Annotated in this window: 16 protein-coding genes and 1 tRNA gene; 6 read left to right on the forward strand and 11 right to left on the reverse strand. The window is 39.7% G+C overall.

Translation table 11 applies throughout. The annotated features are described in order from the left end of the window. Positions 1 to 63 precede the first annotated feature (63 nt). Positions 64 to 642, reverse strand: coding sequence for a LemA family protein (locus HX021_RS06180; RefSeq protein ID WP_286589321.1), 579 nt, complete (start codon positions 640 to 642; stop codon positions 64 to 66). A 169-nt stretch (positions 643 to 811) separates the two neighbouring features. Between HX021_RS06180 and HX021_RS06185 the strand changes: the two genes are divergently transcribed. Together HX021_RS06185 and HX021_RS06190 are read left to right on the forward strand one after the other, a co-directional pair. Next, entirely contained in the window at positions 812 to 2356 is a 1545-nt protein-coding gene (locus HX021_RS06185; protein WP_286589257.1) for an NAD(P)/FAD-dependent oxidoreductase, read from the forward strand. A gap of 59 nt (positions 2357 to 2415) precedes the next feature. Continuing rightward, positions 2416 to 2491: transfer RNA gene (locus tag HX021_RS06190), tRNA-Gly, on the forward strand. A 53-nt stretch (positions 2492 to 2544) separates the two neighbouring features. Here the strand turns inward: HX021_RS06190 and HX021_RS06195 are convergent. The 4 genes from HX021_RS06195 to sufB all read right to left on the reverse strand — a co-directional run bounded on the left by HX021_RS06195 (position 2545) and on the right by sufB (position 7766). Further along, the gene (locus HX021_RS06195) at positions 2545 to 3768 is read right to left on the reverse strand and encodes an MFS transporter (protein WP_286589258.1); all 1224 of its coding nucleotides are present in this window, start codon (positions 3766 to 3768) and stop codon (positions 2545 to 2547) included. A gap of 356 nt (positions 3769 to 4124) precedes the next feature. After that, positions 4125 to 5432, reverse strand: coding sequence for a Fe-S cluster assembly protein SufD (gene sufD, locus HX021_RS06200; protein WP_286589259.1), 1308 nt, complete (start codon positions 5430 to 5432; stop codon positions 4125 to 4127). 60 nt (positions 5433 to 5492) lie between these two features. After that, positions 5493 to 6290 (reverse strand): Fe-S cluster assembly ATPase SufC, encoded by a 798-nt coding sequence (gene sufC / locus HX021_RS06205; protein ID WP_502958994.1) that lies wholly within the window; start codon positions 6288 to 6290, stop codon positions 5493 to 5495. A gap of 24 nt (positions 6291 to 6314) precedes the next feature. Further along, on the reverse strand, positions 6315 to 7766 hold the full coding sequence (gene sufB / locus HX021_RS06210; RefSeq protein WP_286589260.1) for a Fe-S cluster assembly protein SufB: 1452 nt from the start codon (positions 7764 to 7766) through the stop codon (positions 6315 to 6317). 331 nt (positions 7767 to 8097) lie between these two features. Here sufB and HX021_RS06215 point away from each other — a divergent pair, with 331 nt between their 5' ends. After that, complete coding sequence (locus tag HX021_RS06215) at positions 8098 to 8568, forward strand: Lrp/AsnC family transcriptional regulator (protein ID WP_286589261.1); 471 nt, start codon at positions 8098 to 8100, stop codon at positions 8566 to 8568. Positions 8569 to 8580: 12 nt separating this feature from the next. Beyond that, a complete protein-coding gene (locus tag HX021_RS06220; protein ID WP_286589262.1) occupies positions 8581 to 9654 on the forward strand; it encodes a DUF6695 family protein in 1074 nt (357 codons plus the stop codon). On the opposite strand, the gene ung is transcribed toward HX021_RS06220, so the two are convergent. After that, on the reverse strand, positions 9651 to 10325 hold the full coding sequence (gene ung, locus HX021_RS06225; protein ID WP_286589263.1) for a uracil-DNA glycosylase: 675 nt from the start codon (positions 10323 to 10325) through the stop codon (positions 9651 to 9653). The genes HX021_RS06220 and ung overlap by 4 nt on opposite strands. A gap of 232 nt (positions 10326 to 10557) precedes the next feature. Here ung and HX021_RS06230 point away from each other — a divergent pair, with 232 nt between their 5' ends. Further along, positions 10558 to 11097 (forward strand): tetratricopeptide repeat protein, encoded by a 540-nt coding sequence (locus HX021_RS06230; protein ID WP_286589264.1) that lies wholly within the window; start codon positions 10558 to 10560, stop codon positions 11095 to 11097. Between the two features lie 80 nt (positions 11098 to 11177). Here HX021_RS06230 and HX021_RS06235 read toward each other — a convergent pair whose 3' ends face one another. Both HX021_RS06235 and HX021_RS06240 read right to left on the reverse strand, forming a co-directional pair. After that, on the reverse strand, positions 11178 to 11645 hold the full coding sequence (locus HX021_RS06235; RefSeq protein ID WP_286589265.1) for a hypothetical protein: 468 nt from the start codon (positions 11643 to 11645) through the stop codon (positions 11178 to 11180). Positions 11646 to 11708: 63 nt separating this feature from the next. Continuing rightward, entirely contained in the window at positions 11709 to 12191 is a 483-nt protein-coding gene (locus tag HX021_RS06240; protein ID WP_286589266.1) for a DUF4293 domain-containing protein, read from the reverse strand. Positions 12192 to 12453: 262 nt separating this feature from the next. On the opposite strand from HX021_RS06240, the gene HX021_RS06245 reads away from it, so the two are divergent. Beyond that, the gene (locus tag HX021_RS06245; protein WP_286589267.1) at positions 12454 to 12972 is read left to right on the forward strand and encodes a PglD-related sugar-binding protein; all 519 of its coding nucleotides are present in this window, start codon (positions 12454 to 12456) and stop codon (positions 12970 to 12972) included. A 42-nt stretch (positions 12973 to 13014) separates the two neighbouring features. On the opposite strand, the gene HX021_RS06250 is transcribed toward HX021_RS06245, so the two are convergent. From HX021_RS06250 to HX021_RS06260, 3 genes are all read right to left on the reverse strand, one after another. Continuing rightward, complete coding sequence (locus HX021_RS06250; protein ID WP_286589268.1) at positions 13015 to 14778, reverse strand: ABC transporter ATP-binding protein; 1764 nt, start codon at positions 14776 to 14778, stop codon at positions 13015 to 13017. A gap of 1 nt (position 14779) precedes the next feature. Further along, the gene (truA, locus tag HX021_RS06255) at positions 14780 to 15541 is read right to left on the reverse strand and encodes a tRNA pseudouridine(38-40) synthase TruA (protein ID WP_286589269.1); all 762 of its coding nucleotides are present in this window, start codon (positions 15539 to 15541) and stop codon (positions 14780 to 14782) included. A gap of 276 nt (positions 15542 to 15817) precedes the next feature. Further along, on the reverse strand, positions 15818 to 17119 hold the full coding sequence (locus tag HX021_RS06260; protein WP_286589270.1) for a UDP-N-acetylmuramoyl-tripeptide--D-alanyl-D-alanine ligase: 1302 nt from the start codon (positions 17117 to 17119) through the stop codon (positions 15818 to 15820). Positions 17120 to 17347 lie beyond the last annotated feature (228 nt).

Genomic DNA, 17347 nt, shown 5'->3' on the forward strand with positions numbered 1-17347 from the left:
TGACGGGCTCAATACGCAAGCCGCATCATCCATCATTTCATTCACATCTAAAAAGAAGATTAATTAGAATGATACCGTTGGTGCTTTGTCTGAACCTGGTGCCGCAGTAAATGTGCCTTTTGCTTTAAATCCAAACATACCCGCCATTAGGTTATTAGGAAAACTACGGACAGTTGTATTATATTGTTGTACGGCTTCATTATATGATCTGCGTTCAGTGGAAATACGGTTTTCTGTTCCTTCCAATTGCGCTTGTAATTCCAAAAAGTTTTGATTTGCTTTCAAATCAGGATATGCTTCAACTGAAGCTAAAAGGCGGCTCAATGAACCACTGAATTCATCCTGCACTTTCTGAAATTTGGCGATATTTTCTTCAGATAAATCATCAGCATTAATGGTAACCGATGTAGCCTTAGCTCTTGCTTCAACAACTGCAGTTAGGGTGCTTTCTTCATGTTTTGCGGCACCTTTTACCGTGTTGACCAAATTCGGCACTAAATCTGCCCGGCGTTGGTAGGCATTTTCAACCTGAGCCCATTTTCCTTTAACGTTCTCATCTTGTGAGACCATCGTATTGTAACCACATGAGTTTAATGATACTAATGCAAAAAAACCACACAGGGCCACCAAAAATCTTTTCATTTTCATTGTTCAAAGAATTAAATACTATTCAAATTATCTATAGTTATACTATCAAAGCATATACCAAGCTCTCACTAAGATAAGAATATTTTTATTTCCAAATCTGCAAATACCCAATATTCCTTAACTTTGTTCTGGTTTTGGGATAAAAACCCAGCCCTTTGATCGTATGCAAAAAGAAATTGAAATTGCGATCCCTCCAGAAAGGATCGAGGACAAACAATATATTCTACAACAGGGTATAAAGACTTTACGACTGAAACCTCAGCAAGTCAAAGGCTTTAAAATTCGTAAACGTTCTATTGATGCTCGCAGTAAACAGGTTGTTTACAGAGCCCGTGTCATATACTACATTGATGAACTTCCACTGCCTGATATTTATGAGAATCATTTTCAATCCGTCCAAATGGCAAAACCTGTCATCATCGTTGGCGCTGGCCCAGCAGGCCTATTTGCGGCAATTCGTTGTATTGAGCGTGGGCTTAAACCCATCGTTATCGAAAGAGGGAAAAAAGTACAGGATCGAAGACGTGATTTGGCAAAGCTGAACCGGGAGGGGATCGTAAATCCAGAGTCCAACTATTGTTTTGGTGAAGGTGGTGCAGGAACATATTCTGATGGAAAACTATATACCCGCTCCAATAAAAGAGGTGACGTAGATAAAGTGCTCAAACTCTTTGTATCTCATGGAGCAACAACTGACATTTTAGTCAACGCACGCCCGCATATTGGCACCAATAAATTACCCCATATTATTGAAGCCATGCGTGAAAGCGTACTGGAATTTGGTGGTGAATTTCTTTTTGACCAGCGCGTGGATGATATTTTAACGTCCTTTGGGCAAGTCCGTGGAGTCAAATTGGCCAATGGAGAAGAAATCAAAGCTGATCATGTTATTGTGGCGACAGGACATTCTGCAAGGGATATGTTCGAGTTGTTCCATCGCAACAACTGGCTGCTCGAGGCGAAAGCCTTTGCTTTAGGTGTTCGCATCGAACATCCTCAGGCAATAATTGATCAAGCACAATATCATTGCCAGATCAGGCACGAACATTTGCCTCCTGCTTATTATAGCTTGGTTGAACAAGTGAATGATCGTGGGGTATTTTCGTTTTGTATGTGTCCTGGAGGAGTCATTGCCCCTTGCGCCACAGGTCAGGATGAGATTGTTGTAAATGGCTGGTCCCCTTCCAAACGCAATAATCCGCATGCTAATTCAGGTACAGTTATTCAAATCAACCTAGAAGATGTCCCAAACGCGCTAAAAGATCCTTTTGCCCTGCTCAATTTTCAAAAAGAGATTGAACAACAAGCTTTCATTGCCGGCGGAGGTAAGCTTGTCGCTCCAGCACAACGCATGGTTGATTTTGTTGAGGGTCGCATATCTATGGATCTCCCCGACAACTCGTACAAGCCAGGTACAAGGTCGGCCGACCTCACTCAGGTCTTACCGGATTTTGTTCATCAAGCATTGCGCGGCGCACTTCCCATATTTGGGAAAAAGATGAAAGGTTATTATACCAATGAAGCTATTCTGGTCGGTGTAGAATCCAGAACATCATCCCCCATACGCATCCCAAGAAATAAGGAAAATCTACAACACCCTCAGGTAAAAGGACTTTACCCATGTGGAGAAGGAGCCGGCTATGCTGGCGGTATTATCTCCGCCGCAATTGACGGAATAAATTGTGTCGATGCAATTGATTTAAGTTAAGATTTTTTGTTTTTTCTCTTGCAGAATAACGGGAAATGCCTTACTTTTGTAGCATCAACGCGAAAGTAGCTCAGTTGGTAGAGCACAACCTTGCCAAGGTTGGGGTCGCGAGTTCGAATCTCGTCTTTCGCTCCAAATAAAAAAGCTTCCAAGATTTTGGAAGCTTTTTTATTTATGCTCATTGCATATTAAGGTTTCTTTGGAGCTAGTCCCATAATTGAGGGATTAAAAAAAGACAATGCCCCCACCAATACCACAATAAGCCCTGCAATAACAAATGCTGTCGCGACACCAATTGCATCGGCAATAAAACCTGTAAACAGTAATCCTATCATACTTGGCAAAATTGCTATACTAAAATAAAGTGAAAATACACGCCCGAGCATTTCCGTAGGGACTTGCTCCTGAATAATTGTCATAAATGAGGCTGAAAAAATAGACATCGACATTCCTCCTAATCCGGTAAGAACAACAAAAGGGATAAACCAGTGTGAAGGAAACCACCCTGATATGGCAAAAGTAACACCCAACACCATATGCATACAATTGACCAGTACAACTTTGGACACCGATACATTAACAAGCCCAAGAAGGCTCCCACCTACTAACATCCCCACTCCCCAAATAATCTCAATAATGCTCATCTCCCATTTATCGCCACCATAATGTCCTATAGTCAATAACGGGAACATAATTGCTACCGGCATAATACAGCATGTCGCTATCATGGCATACAAGAACAACATCCTTAACCCTTTATTATGATATATAGCATTCATTCCTTGTTTAAGATCATCCAGAACAGCGGAGATGGAAGATTTGGAACCGGACTGAGCCAGATGAGGGATAGTCACAAAAAACAAGGATGTGATTGCGACTGCGGCACCTAGCACATCCAGATACAAAACCTGTGCAATAGAAAAATAGCTAATAGCCAGGGTCCCCAATGCAGGTCCTGCAATATTGCTCACTGATTGCAACATCTGATTAATACCCGATACGCGTAATAATTTATCTTCAGGAACCAAAAGCGGGGCTATCGCCTGCATTGCAGGTGAATGAAATGCTGATCCAATTGATCGACAAGCCATCAGCAGGTAAATGAGAAACATATTGGTACCATCACTTTTTAATACAAAGGTCATTGCAAGCGTGCACAGAGCAATAAAGCCGTCAGCAAAAATCATCACTTTCTTCCTATCCCACCGGTCGATAAAAACGCCCGCAAATGGTCCTATAATCGCCTGTGGCAATAGTCCTGCTATAGCGGCAAAAGCCAGTACTTCAGCAGATTTATGTGTCAAACTTAACCATATCATGATGGAGAAATTGACAGCTGAACTAGACAATAGGGAGACAAATTGCCCTATCCATATATAACAATAGGTACGAAACCAGTTATTTTTTTCCATAAAAATTTAACTAAAAAATACAACATGTGTATAGTTGAGACTAACCAACACATTAAAATACAGCGTTAATAAAATAATCTGAATCAACTCAAAACAAAGTAGGATAGTACTTCTGATTGCAGTAAAAACAGATCCTCCTAGAAATAGTGAAACGCAAATGGGCTATAAAACCCAAGGTTTATAAGCGTAAGTTGTATATAAAGACGTGTACATAGCAGTACAAAAGTAAGAAAAAGATCGATAAGACCATCAATAAATACGCATAAGATATGACGTAACCGATCTCCCACAGAAAAAAGCAAAAAAGAGCGCCTATCTGACCGATAGGCGCTCTTTATATACGATATAAGTTATTTTTAATTTGTTCTTAAGCTTTCCTCTACCAATTCTTCCACGTACTTCCGAACAACTTCATTTGAAAAACGGGTGGTTACATCAAAAGCAAAAGCATGCACCAGAAGAATCCGTGCCGATTCCTCGCCTATTCCCCTAGCCCTTAAATAAAACAATGCCTCGTTGTCAAATTGGCCTATGGTACATCCATGCGAACATTTGACATCATCTGCAAAGATCTCCAATTGTGGTTTTGTATATACTGCTGAATTATCTGACATCAACATATTATTGTTCTGTTGAAATGCATTGGTCTTTTGGGCATCTTCACGAACAAAAATCTTTCCGTTAAAAACAGCGGTAGATTTATCCTGTGTAATATTTTTGTACCATTCGTAAGATTCACAATGTGGTTTAAGATGATCTACTATTGTGTGATTATCGACCAATTGATCTCCAGCAGTCAGGTTGATACCATATAAATGGCTCTCTACATTCTCCGCATCCAGACGTACATTGATATTGTTTCGGATAAACGAAGCCCCTGGAAAATTACAGTTATAATTATTATAAAGACTATATTTTTCCTGGTATACCTCTGTATGGTTAAAGTAACGGCTTGCAGACTCTGCTACTTGAAGGTAATAATGTTGAACTTTAGCATTCTCCTTGACAACAATTTCCGAAACCTTATTGTGAACATTGCTTGCAGCACCTTCAGCTGTAATGAAACTTTCAATAAGCTCAAGTTCTGCATTTGGCTCGACAATAATCAGGTTACGTGTTTGTGCAAAAAAATCTTCCTTACCAGTCGCCACGTGGATAATCTGTATCGGCTTATCAAGTACCGCTCCCGCTTCCAAATGGATGAATACGCCATTCGTAAAGGCTGCAGTATTAAGAGCCACCATAATATTCTCGGATTTATCTGCATATTTCGCAAAATGTGCCTGAAAAGCTGGTTCTGCGACAGCGTCATCCATCGGGATGACAGCAAGCCCTTTTACTTTTTCCAACTCACTTACCGCCAATACATACTGACCGTTCACGAGAATAATGCGATAAGCATCCAAATTTGGTATTTCTCCTGCACTAAAATCCAGGTCTTCAATATCCACATCTACATCAAGGGCATAAGGCTTACTGGTAATACTGTGGATGTTTGTATATTTCCATTCTTCATTCTTAACTGTGGGAAAGCCTGCACTTTCGAAACGCTCGAATGCGCGTTGGCGGGCCTCAGCAAAAAAAGATGGCTCATTTGCCCCCCCTTGTTCTCTGAAAGCTCCCAACACTTGTTGAAGTAATGATTCTGAAACTAATGTACTCATGTTATTTTTTAATCAAATCGCCTATTTTCTCTTCTAATCCTATTTTACCGATGTAAAAAGTTAGGCGTTTTGTGTATCATATTCTTTTAACCAATCGTAACCTTTTTCTTCTAACTCTAAGGCTAATTCCTTAGGTCCGGATTTCACGATACGACCATTGTACAATACGTGAACGAAATCAGGAACGATATAATCCAATAAACGTTGGTAGTGCGTAATTACAATAAAGGCATTATCTTTGGAACGCAATTGATTTACTCCATTGGCAACTATACGAAGAGCATCAATATCCAATCCTGAATCTGTTTCATCCAAAATCGATAATTTGGGGTTTAGCATCGCAAGTTGAAAAATCTCATTACGTTTTTTTTCGCCGCCTGAAAATCCCTCATTCAAAGAACGGTTAGCTAAATTAGCAGAAAACTCAACCAGTTTTTGTTTATCTTTTACCATCTGCAAAAACTCTTTCGCTTCCATCGGAGGCAAGCCTTTATATTCACGGATATCATTTACCGCAGTTTTCAGAAAATTGATATTTGATACGCCAGGAATCTCCACCGGATATTGAAAAGCTAAGAACAGCCCTTCACGTGCACGATCCTCTGGTGAAAGATCCAATAAGTCAACGCCGTCCAACAAGGCAGTTCCTTCACTAACCTCGTATGATTCACGACCTGCTAATACATTACCCAAAGTACTTTTCCCAGCTCCATTGGGTCCCATAATTGCATGAATCTCTCCTGCTTTTACCTCTAGGTTTAATCCTTTTAATATTTGTTTGTCTTCTACAGACGCATGTAAATTTTTAATGCTTAACATTTTATTCGTATTGTGAGTATTGAGCTTCTTGATATTCATCGAGCATACTCAATTATTTTATATCTATCCTACTGAACCTTCTAATGAAATTGCCAATAATTTTTGTGCCTCTACAGCAAACTCCATTGGCAGCTGATTTAATACCTCTTTGGCATAACCGTTAACGATCAATCCGACCGCTTTTTCAGAATCTATACCACGTTGATTAAGATAAAACACTTGATCTTCACCAATTTTTGATGTAGTAGCTTCGTGTTCCAATTTTGCTGTTTTATTTCGGTTTTCGATATATGGGAAGGTATGAGCTCCACATCTATCCCCTATAAGCAATGAGTCGCATTGGGTAAAGTTTCTTGAATTATCAGCATTTGGCCCTATCTTCACCAATCCACGGTAGCTATTATGACTTTTCCCTGCAGAAATACCCTTAGACACAATTTTGGACTTCGTGTTCTTACCCAAGTGAATCATCTTCGTACCTGTATCAGCAACCTGATAATTACGGGTCATTGCTACTGAATAAAACTCACCAACGGAATTGTCTCCTTTTAGGATGACGCCAGGGTATTTCCATGTAATTGCAGAACCGGTTTCCACCTGAGTCCAGGAAATCTTGCTATTATCACCTTTACAGATACCTCGTTTTGTGACAAAATTATAGATACCACCTTTGCCATCCTTATCACCCGGGTACCAATTCTGTACTGTGGAATATTTAATCTCCGCATCTCTTTCAGCAATCAGTTCAACAACAGCAGCATGCAGCTGATTCTCATCCCGCATAGGTGCAGTACAGCCTTCTAGGTAGGAGACATAAGCACCTTCATCCGCAACAATTAATGTGCGCTCAAACTGACCTGTATTCTGTGCATTAATTCGGAAGTACGTAGAAAGTTCCATAGGACATTTCACTCCTTTAGGCACATAAACAAATGAGCCATCAGAAAAAACTGCAGAGTTTAATGCCGCGTAGATATTATCTGTCTGCGGAACTACTGTTCCTAAATATTTCTTTACTAAATCTGGATGCTCTTGTACAGCCTCCCCAAACGAACAAAAGATAACACCTTGTTCTTTCAGTTTCTCACGAAAAGTTGTTTTCACAGATACTGAGTCAAACACAGCATCAACAGCAACTACACCGGCCAGAATCTTTTGCTCATCCAGCGGGATACCCAGTTTTTCAAAAGTGGCGACCAATTCCGGATCAACCTCATCCATTGAATTGAGCTGTGGTTTGGCCTTAGGCGCGGCATAGTAGGATATATCCTGAAAATCAATATCGGGGGCTTTGAAATTTTGCCATGTAGGCATCTTCAACGTCAAAAAATGACGAAACGCTTTCAATCTCCATTCCAATAGCCACTCAGGTTCATTTTTTTTTGCCGAAATAAAACGAACCGTTTCCTCTGTAAGGCCTTTGGCTGCAATTTCCATTTCGATATCCGTCGTGAACCCGTATTTATATTCTTCGAGCTCCAGCTCTTTTAACAAATCGTCGTCTTTAGTACTCATATTGCGCTCTCACGGTTTAACTAATTTGGGAGGTTCTTCCTCCGCAACTATCGAACTGCAAAGTTACGATTTCAAAGCCAATAAAACAGTATTTTATACACCTATACAATGCTATTTTTAATAAAAAAATGACATTTATCACTCTATTTAATCAAAATGCACACATTTCAAACGATTATGACAGTCAAATGATTTTGCATAAATAATATCTATAAGTAAAACTGTAAATAATAATCAAAATCAATTTATCGTCAATAATTTTGTATATTTATAAAATTCCAAATATAATTTTGTATATTTACAAATACTATTGATTATTAAGACTTAAGATATGCCATTTGCACCGGACAAAACTGATTTAAAAATTCTCAAGTTATTACAAGAGAATGGTCGTATTACCAATTTACAACTGGCTTCCAGTATTGGACTTTCACCAGCCCCAACTTTAGAGCGTGTCAGAAAACTGGAAAACTCGGGATTTATTAAAAGTTATCATGCTTTTGTGGATGAAGAAAAGTTAGGATTAGGCATCAAATCCTTCATACAGATTTCGTTGGATTTCCATACACATAATGCAATACCAGAATTTGTAGCGGCAGTAAAAATGATCCCTGAAGTAACTGAATGCCACCATGTCACTGGAAACTGTGACTTTATGCTGAAAGTTTATGTAAAAGATATTAAAGCCTATGAAGGAGTCATCATGGAAAAGATTGCAAAGATTCCATTTGTAAAAACATTTCAAACAATGATGATTATGTCAACCAGCAAAAAGGAACCTATCATTCCTTTGGAATATTAAACAAAACCGCTTATGAAAACATCATCCCGATACCATGATTTTGCGATGATTCTTGCCTGGCCCGATGCAACAATCCGTGGCGATGAAGCATGGATGATGTTTTTCAAAAAAATAGGCCTTGTCAAGAACCTCAACTTTAAAGTTGGCCATACAGGTATTGTTTTGATCGAACGAGACAGCGGCAGTCTACATTTTTATGATTTTGGCCGCTATATTTCACCTCGTGGATATGGGAGGGCCCGTTCAAAAGATTCAGACCCCAAGCTTACCATTGACTTCAAAGCAAAGATCGAAGGGAACTGTATTCTAAACTTATTAGAAATTGTCCTTCATTTTGAAAAAATGAAGGAGGCCATGCAAGGATTCGGAGACCTTTATTTCTCGGTCGTACAAAACATTGATTTCCGTTCCGCAAAAGCATTTGCGGACGCATGGGTGTTACGCGGATCATACCCCTATGGAGCAGTGGCCAGGAACAACAATAACTGCTCTCGATTTATTACAAGACTTCTCATCCAGACCACAGAGCGGTTTCATTTCTGGCACCCCATCAATTTTCCTGAAACGATCAAAGCCAGCCCGATGAGCAATATCGTCAATTCTTCTTCAGATCGTCTTATCTATAAATACTCTGAGGCGGAGGGTCTACGTACTCTAAAAATGTGTAGATTTTCATCCTTAATGTTCTTATTCGAAAAACTAAGTGCCAATCTCAAACAAAAGCTCGCAAGTACCTTACCGGAAGATATCACAATTGGTGGAATGATACAAAAAGACAAACCCCGAACCATCCCAACCGAAGCCCAGTATTTGGGCGGTGTGGGCGAAGGCGCCTGGTTTCATATTGAACCTGTCGGAAGCAACCAAGCTGTTTTTCATCGCTTTACCATAAAGGGAGAACTTGAATATAGTGTGCTCGGAAAGGCCCTTGAACCAATCGATTTCAATATTCCTTATCAAATCAGTTACGATAGTCACCTTTTATTTAGCCATCTTCAGCAAAATGGAAGGATAGTCCGCTTTGAGCATATTCGCGTCCTCATGTTGGGCGAAACAAGATCTTCCACTAGAGATCAATATGCCTAAGGCAAATGCCAATCAATGGGCGTCTTACCATGCTCTACCAAATATTTGTTTGCCTTTGAAAAATGCTTACTGCCAAAGAAGCCCCGATATACTGAAAGAGGCGATGGATGTACAGACTTCAAAATAAGATGTTTACGTGCATCAATTAAAATACTTTTCTTCTGCGCATAACTTCCCCATAATAGAAAAACAACATGTTCACATCGCTCAGAAATGGCGTGTATAATACTATCGGTAAAAACTTCCCAGCCTTTTTTTTGATGAGAGCCTGCTAAATGCGCCTGTACGGTCAGCGTCGCATTAAGTAATAATACACCTTGTTTAGCCCAAGAGGTCAAATCACCTGACCGAGGTTCCACAAAGCCTGCTATATCCTCCTCCAGCTCTTTGAAAATGTTTTTTAGCGATGGGGGCAAAGCGACTCCGTCTGGGACTGAAAAAGACAATCCATGTGCCTGACCATCGTTATGATAGGGGTCCTGTCCCAAAATAACGACCTTAACCTGGGGTAAAGGCGTCAACCTAAACGCATTCATCACCAGCGGCGCAGGAGGGAAAACCTTTGTCCGCCGACGCTCTTCCTGAACAAAGGCAGATAATTGTTTCATATAGGGCTGACTGAATAAAGGTTTAAACACTGGAGCCCATGAATCATCGTATAACTTTTCCATAGACCAAACTTAGATAAAGTTGCATGCAATGACAAATTTAAGAGGTTGTATCTATTCATAAGCACTTTATCAAATGTGATCAAGACGACTCATTTCCATCAGCCAGAAGGCGCCTTTCCAAATGGAAAACATAATTTTACAAAATAACCACTTTAACAAGTTGCTTAACCGATGAAATTAATGGATATTTGCAGAATTAAATTGAACACGAATATTTTTTAAACAAAGATTTATGTCAAATCTCGTTAGAATCATTATTTGCAGTGCATTGCTGATTGGGACAGTAGCTTTATTTTGGACAGGGAACTGGGGATGGGGAATTTTAGGCATCTTGATCACTATTTTAGGCTTTGTCACTGTTTTCTTTCATGAATACATGCTTATTGCGCAATGGTATATGCGCAAACAGAATATGGCCACAGCCGAAAAATGGTTAAGGAAAATCACAAATTATGAAAAACAGTTAATTCCACAACAACATGGTTATTATAATATGTTGATTGGATTAATTGAATCCCAACGGGCTCCAATGCAATCTGAAAAATATTTTAAGAAAGCTTTGGCACTTGGGCTACACATGGATCACAACATTGCTTTGGCGAAATTAAGTCTCGCTGGGGTCGCCATGGCAAAACGAAATAAGCGGGAAGCTGAAAAATTACTACAAGAAGCTAAAAAAGCTGATAAAAACAAGTTATTAGCAGATCAGATCAAAATGATGAAAGATCAGATGGGCATGCTGGACAAACAGCAGATCAGATATAACCGATAAACAAATCGGCTCTTCAATAAAGAAAAAGCGCTATAACCGAGTGGTTATAGCGCTTTTTTGCTATCGCAGTTATTTGACAGTTATTTCTTCAAAACAATTGGCACATCCAAGAATTTCCCCTCTTCCTCACTACTTTCAAAAACAAGCTTTACATTTGCCGGCTCATCCGACTTTTTCCAATCCTTCACAATGATCTGAATGTCCACCGGCCGATCCTCCTCCAAAAGATAATGCAGATAATTTTGCTTATCGTCAAATGCTATCAGAACATTCCCCATACGGATTGAGGAGAAGAAATGCGACTGCTCTTTCTGGTCTAAAATCTGCGTCGAAAATGTGTTCATCTTAAATTCACGCGGCACCCTGCTATATGAGATTGCGAATAGGTTAATTACCAACTCACTTGTACTTTCATCCACATGAAAGTCCTTTACATCAAACTGAATATCATCTACCACCAGCAATGAATCCGCAGATTGCGCCTGAAGAGTCCCCCAAGCAAAACATAGAAGGATCAAAATGATGGAACAACGAAAAATTCTACTCATAGATTATTTTAGTTAAAAAGCCCCCATATGGTGGCTTTTATGTTGAAAATTAATGATGCTAAGTTATGCCCGCAACCGGTCGGCAGACCGAATCAATTTATCATCGCGCCTTACACCGCCTAATGCCAAGGCACAAAATATAATTGATATCGGTAACAAAAAGAAGCCAACACCAATATTACCTGTCCCCAAGAATTGGTTAACAGTAGAAAGATGTGTACTTGCCGAAGAATAAAGCCAAAGGGCAAAGAAGATAATAGCTATGATTTCTACCCAAATAAGCAAAATCTGTATCTTGCGTTGCTTAAATTTGAATATCGTAAATATGGGAAGTGCTCCCAAAAGAACGGTCACTATAGTCTGTAAGATATAACCAAACCCACCTTCGTGAACTGGCTGTCCAGCGGCAACACCATAAATACCTGTCACCTTAACATTCTTTCCCAAACCAACTAAATCACTATAATTTACATAAGGGAATAAAAACAAGCCGAATATAATTAATCCTGCCACTAACAAATAAACAGTTTGGATACGTTGAATCATATTTTAATGTTTGTATATCAACAAATATAATAAGCTTTCTTTCTATTTAGAAATTAGAACAATCGAAAGCATCATTTTGTTGCAACTTTCGCACATGCTTATAGCTCAGTTTAATTGAAATCATCTCCAAAATACTGTAACCTGTACAGATCACATTATCTAGTCCATTCGCTCATCAATTAGGACCCGATATAAAAACAGATGGAAATTGCCTATTAAAGTTCTTTTCAGAAAGCACTATCTTTGCAAAAAAAGTGAATACATGTTATATATATACGGCGCAACTGCACATGCTAAAACTGCAGTCGACATTGCAGAAGATTTGGGCATCGAGATTGGTGGTCTTATTGATAAATCATTATTGATCGAAGATGTATTTGATTATGAAGTCCAACTCCACCATCAGATGAAAGATGCTACTGAGGATTTTTTTGTTGCAGTCAAAAACCCGGGGCTACGTGAAAGAATTGTATCAGAAAACCCTGAATGGAATTTTCAGTCGTTGATTCATCCCAGAGCCTATGTCTCCAAGAGGGCCGAGATTGGTGAAGGAAGTATTATTCTTCCTGGAGCAACGATAGCTCCCGATGTACAGATTGGCAACCATTGTATCATATCCGGGTCGGCAGTGATTGAAAGCAATACCATCATTGAAGATTTTGTTAATATTGGGCCAAATGTCTCTATCGGTTCAAATGTACTTGTAGGCCGAGGTTCAGAAATTAAGGCAAACACACGAATTGAAGACGAGGAAACCATCGCCAAAGAAAGCATTATCTAGTCGCTAGATCAATCATGTTCAAAAAAGCGCATGGCACATTTATCAAATCCCTGCAGAATGAAATTGTAAGTCGTACAGTTTTTTGTAGTAACCATCAAAAGACAGGAGTTCCTGATGCGTTCCAATTTCCTTGATCTCCCCTTTGTCTAGTACAATAATCTTGTCCGCTTTCTGAATAGTGGACAAGCGATGGGCAATAACAATGGACGTTCTCCCCTTCATCAGATTATCAATTGCCTGCTGAATCATTTCCTCAGTTTCGGTATCCACTGAAGAAGTCGCCTCGTCCAAAATCAAAATTCGGGGATCATGCACTAACGCCCGTATAAATGAAATCAATTGTGCCTGACCAGCAGAAAGTGTGGCTCCGCGCTCTTTAACATCATAATCATAACCTCCAGGAAGCCGCATAATAAAGTCATGAGCACCAACCTCTTTCGCGGCTTCGATCACCTGCTCTCTTGAAATGGACGGATCCCCCAAGGTAATATTATTAATCACACTATCCGAAAAAAGAAACACGTCTTGCAATACTGTAGCGATCGTATTTCTAAGATAATCCAGGTCGTAATCTTTGATATTCACATCATCCAGCAAGATTTCACCTTTATTTATTTCATAAAATCGGCTTAGGATATTTATAGTGGATGATTTACCGGCACCCGTTGCACCCACCAAAGCTAGCGTTTCACCGGGATTGACACTAAAATTAACATCTTTCAGCACCCAGCTCTCATCATTATAGGCGAACCAAACGTTTTTAAATGTAATTTCTCCTTTAATTTGGGCCGGTTTCAGCTCCCCTGAATTAGGTGTCATTTCATCTGTATCCAAAACTTCAAAAATACGTTCAGCACTAACCATACCCATCTGCAGTGTATTGAATTTGTCGATAAGCTCCCGGATAGGCCTAAAGATCATATTGATGTACATGATAAAAGCTACCACAACACCTGGAGAAATCACATCAGCCATGATCTGCTTGGCGCCAAACCAGACCAGTAGCCCCAGTGCAATTGCCATGATAATTTCCAGCACAGGAAAAAAGATTGAGAAATACCAGTTTGTGCGGATATGTGCGTTTCGATGCTGCGCATTGATTTCCTTAAACTTATTGATCTCTTGCTCTTCTCGAGCAAAATATTGAATAATCCCCACCCCGGTAATATGCTCCTGGAGAAAGGTATTCAAGTTGGAAACCCATTTTCTGACATCTATAAACGCCGATTTCATAGCTTCCTTAAACACATAGGTTGCTGCAATCATCAAGGGCATAGGAATCAGAACAATGAGCGTCAGTTTCCAGTCTGAATAAAACATGACAACTAATATGACAACCAACTGCAGTAAATCTCCAATGATCTGGATCAATCCTTCAGAAAAAATATTGGAAAGCGTTTCTAAATCTGAGATTGTCCGCGTTATCAACTTTCCTAAAGCTGTACGGTCGAAATATTTAAGGCGCAACTGAACAATATGATTGAAGACCTGGATCCGGATATCGCGAATAACCGATTGTCCAAGCGTATTCGTCATTAAGGTATGGTAATAACGTATCAGGGTTTGCACAATAACCAAAGCCAGCATGGCAATCAACATATAGGTTAATCCTTTCGTATCGAAATTAAGGATATAATTATCCAATGTATGCTGAATAAGCATGGGCAAGGCTGGCGCCACAGCGGCTAATAATATCGTTAAGACTACCGATATCAAAAACGCAACATGATAGGGCCGCATATAGCGACTCATCCGTTTTAACAAATTGATATCATAGGTTTTACCTGTTACTTTATCTTGACTCACGCTAATTTGGTATATAAGGGTATGCTACCTCAGTTAAATATAATCCATGTGCCGGGACAGAAACTCCTGCTTTTCCCCGGTTTTTACTTGCGATGACTTCTGGTATATATGTCACCGGCAAGCCTTTCAATCCGATTTCCAATAAAGTCCCTACAATAGCACGAACCATATTGCGCAAAAAGCGATCAGCAGTAATGTGAAAAACTAGGCGTTGTTCAGTATGCCAGACCCATTCAGCTCTACGAATATCGCAAATATTTGTAAACACCTGTGTATGAGATTTACTAAAGCATTCGAAATCCTGCCTGCCCAATAAGAATTTTGCTGCTTCATTCATCTTGTCTACATCAGGGCGGTCACGCATAAAACATGAATAAGGATAAAGGAAAGGGTCTTTATGAAAATGAAGATGATACTCATACGACCGATGGGTCGCATCAAACCGGGCATGGGCATCATCCTCCACCTCAATCAATCTTTTTACCGCAACATCAAAAGGCAGCAATGCATTGAGTGAGTGGATAAAACGATCCGCTTTTTCCAATATCCCCACTGGAGCAGCATCAAAATGCGCATACAATTGCTTAGCATGAACACCTGTATCCGTCCGTCCTGCGCCGATAGTTTCTATAGGCTCCCTTAACAAGGTCTCCAGTGCCCTGTTCAAAACCTCTTGCACTGAAACCGCATTATTTTGAATCTGCCAACCATGGTAAGCCTGCCCGAAGTAGGCGATTTCTAAGAAAAAACGTCTTTTATCCATTATAAGACACAAAGGTACATTTTTCCAAATGAGCTCCCTTTTTTAAAGGGATTATTTTGCACATTTTTGATATTATTTATCCTTCCATGACAAAACTATTCATTTGGCCGGAAAGATCCATTTTGTCCTCGACCTGAGATCTCCAACGGACTTAAATCTTAGTTTTTCAAGCATGACAGCATTGCGCCCGCCATGATATGGACTGTCCTATCGGACATACATGAACAAAGCAAGTCAAACACGAAGGTTCGCTCTAAATAACATAAGATGTTGAGACTATAATATTTCTACCAAATGTTCAAAAGCCATTCCACGCGAAGCTTTCAATAATACTGTCGCACCGACAATCCGATTTGCCCCCAATGCTTCTTTTGCCTCAACAGTGGTTTCATAAAAAGCTGCACCAGCGTGTTTATGTTCGTAAAACGCCTTCCCAACAAAGATTTTCCATTCTGCGTTGATCGATTTTACCTGCTCAACAACGCCCTGATGCTCTGTAAAGGATTCTGCTCCCAATTCAAACATGTCCCCCAATATAATTGCTTTTTGTTCCGCTTCTATAATACGGATATTGTCCAAAGCGGCCGCCATACTCGTCGCATTGGCATTATAATAATCACAGATTACTATATTATTTTTGGTTTTCATAATCTGCGACCGGTTATTAGTGGGAATATAGCCTTCAATCCCTTGGTTTATTTCCTTCGCAGGGACATTAAAATGTACCCCTACCGCAATAGCTGCTAAAAAGTTTTCTGTATTATAAGACCCCGTCAATTGGGTATTTACAATGTAGGCCTGTTGTTCACCTTTGTTCTTCCAGGCTATTTGTAATAATGGGTCTGCTTTCAAGAGTTTCCCATTGATGTCGTTACTGTCAGAAAAACCATAAGTCACAACCTTACTGATTTGACGAGATGAGGCCATTTCTTTCAGGTGCGTATTATCAGCTTGTAAAAATAATGTCCCGTCGTGGTCCTGTAGCCAATCATAGAGCTCTCCCTTTGTTTTTTTCACTCCTTCAAAAGAACCAAAACCTTCTAAATGGGCCTTTCCTACATTGGAAATCAAACCATGTGTTGGCTCTGCAATTGCACACAGAAAGGCAATTTCTTCCAAATGATTGGCTCCCATTTCTATGATAGCAAACTCAACAGAATCATCTATGGCCAGCAGCGTTAATGGTACACCAATATGATTATTCAGATTCCCCTGAGTTGCATAGGCATTGTACTTTTGCGAAACAACTGCATATAATAATTCTTTTGTGGTCGTTTTCCCATTTGTGCCTGTAACTCCAACAACAGGGATATTCAACTGTTTCCGGTGATAATTTGCGAGTTTTTGAAGGGTATCCAGAACATCATCTACCAGAATATACCGCTCACCTTTTTGGTACACCTCCTCATCAATGACGACATAGCTAGCTCCCATTTCCAGTGCTTGGTCAGCGAAAGCATTTCCATTAAAATTCGTGCCTTTCAGAGCGAAAAACAGACTGTTCTCCTCAATTTTGCGAGTATCAGTCGTAATGTTTGGGTATTGTTTATAAATCTGATATAGCGATTGGATGTCCATGTTAAGAAATTTGATAAACAAACTTAGAGAAATTGCTTTTTATATGCAATTTAATTACGTCTCCCTTCGAAAAACAATGTCATTGAATGTACCTTTCCATTGAGCAGACCATTTATTTGAAAAAATAAAACTGATTATGCCAATTCTGTGCGGAAGAAGCAATACGCCTGTAAAAAATAAATGCGCAAACGTGACCGATAACGTTTGCGCATTTATTTTGACCGATTT

This window comes from Sphingobacterium sp. N143, from assembly GCF_030325625.1.
In the GTDB taxonomy this organism is placed as follows: Bacteria; Bacteroidota; Bacteroidia; order Sphingobacteriales; family Sphingobacteriaceae; genus Sphingobacterium.

What these genes read in the sequence shown, in the direction of transcription:
- HX021_RS06180 (WP_286589321.1), bottom strand. Translation starts at nt 642, where the DNA reads ATGAAAAGATTTTTGGTGGCCCTGTGTGGTTTTTTTGCATTAGTATCA.
- HX021_RS06185 (WP_286589257.1), top strand. Translation starts at nt 812, where the DNA reads ATGCAAAAAGAAATTGAAATTGCGATCCCTCCAGAAAGGATCGAGGAC.
- HX021_RS06195 (WP_286589258.1), bottom strand. Translation starts at nt 3,768, where the DNA reads ATGGAAAAAAATAACTGGTTTCGTACCTATTGTTATATATGGATAGGG.
- sufD (WP_286589259.1), bottom strand. Translation starts at nt 5,432, where the DNA reads ATGAGTACATTAGTTTCAGAATCATTACTTCAACAAGTGTTGGGAGCT.
- sufC (WP_502958994.1), bottom strand. Translation starts at nt 6,290, where the DNA reads ATGAATATCAAGAAGCTCAATACTCACAATACGAATAAAATGTTAAGC.
- sufB (WP_286589260.1), bottom strand. Translation starts at nt 7,766, where the DNA reads ATGAGTACTAAAGACGACGATTTGTTAAAAGAGCTGGAGCTCGAAGAA.
- HX021_RS06215 (WP_286589261.1), top strand. Translation starts at nt 8,098, where the DNA reads ATGCCATTTGCACCGGACAAAACTGATTTAAAAATTCTCAAGTTATTA.
- HX021_RS06220 (WP_286589262.1), top strand. Translation starts at nt 8,581, where the DNA reads ATGAAAACATCATCCCGATACCATGATTTTGCGATGATTCTTGCCTGG.
- ung (WP_286589263.1), bottom strand. Translation starts at nt 10,325, where the DNA reads ATGGAAAAGTTATACGATGATTCATGGGCTCCAGTGTTTAAACCTTTA.
- HX021_RS06230 (WP_286589264.1), top strand. Translation starts at nt 10,558, where the DNA reads ATGTCAAATCTCGTTAGAATCATTATTTGCAGTGCATTGCTGATTGGG.
- HX021_RS06235 (WP_286589265.1), bottom strand. Translation starts at nt 11,645, where the DNA reads ATGAGTAGAATTTTTCGTTGTTCCATCATTTTGATCCTTCTATGTTTT.
- HX021_RS06240 (WP_286589266.1), bottom strand. Translation starts at nt 12,191, where the DNA reads ATGATTCAACGTATCCAAACTGTTTATTTGTTAGTGGCAGGATTAATT.
- HX021_RS06245 (WP_286589267.1), top strand. Translation starts at nt 12,454, where the DNA reads ATGTTATATATATACGGCGCAACTGCACATGCTAAAACTGCAGTCGAC.
- truA (WP_286589269.1), bottom strand. Translation starts at nt 15,541, where the DNA reads ATGGATAAAAGACGTTTTTTCTTAGAAATCGCCTACTTCGGGCAGGCT.
- HX021_RS06260 (WP_286589270.1), bottom strand. Translation starts at nt 17,119, where the DNA reads ATGGACATCCAATCGCTATATCAGATTTATAAACAATACCCAAACATT.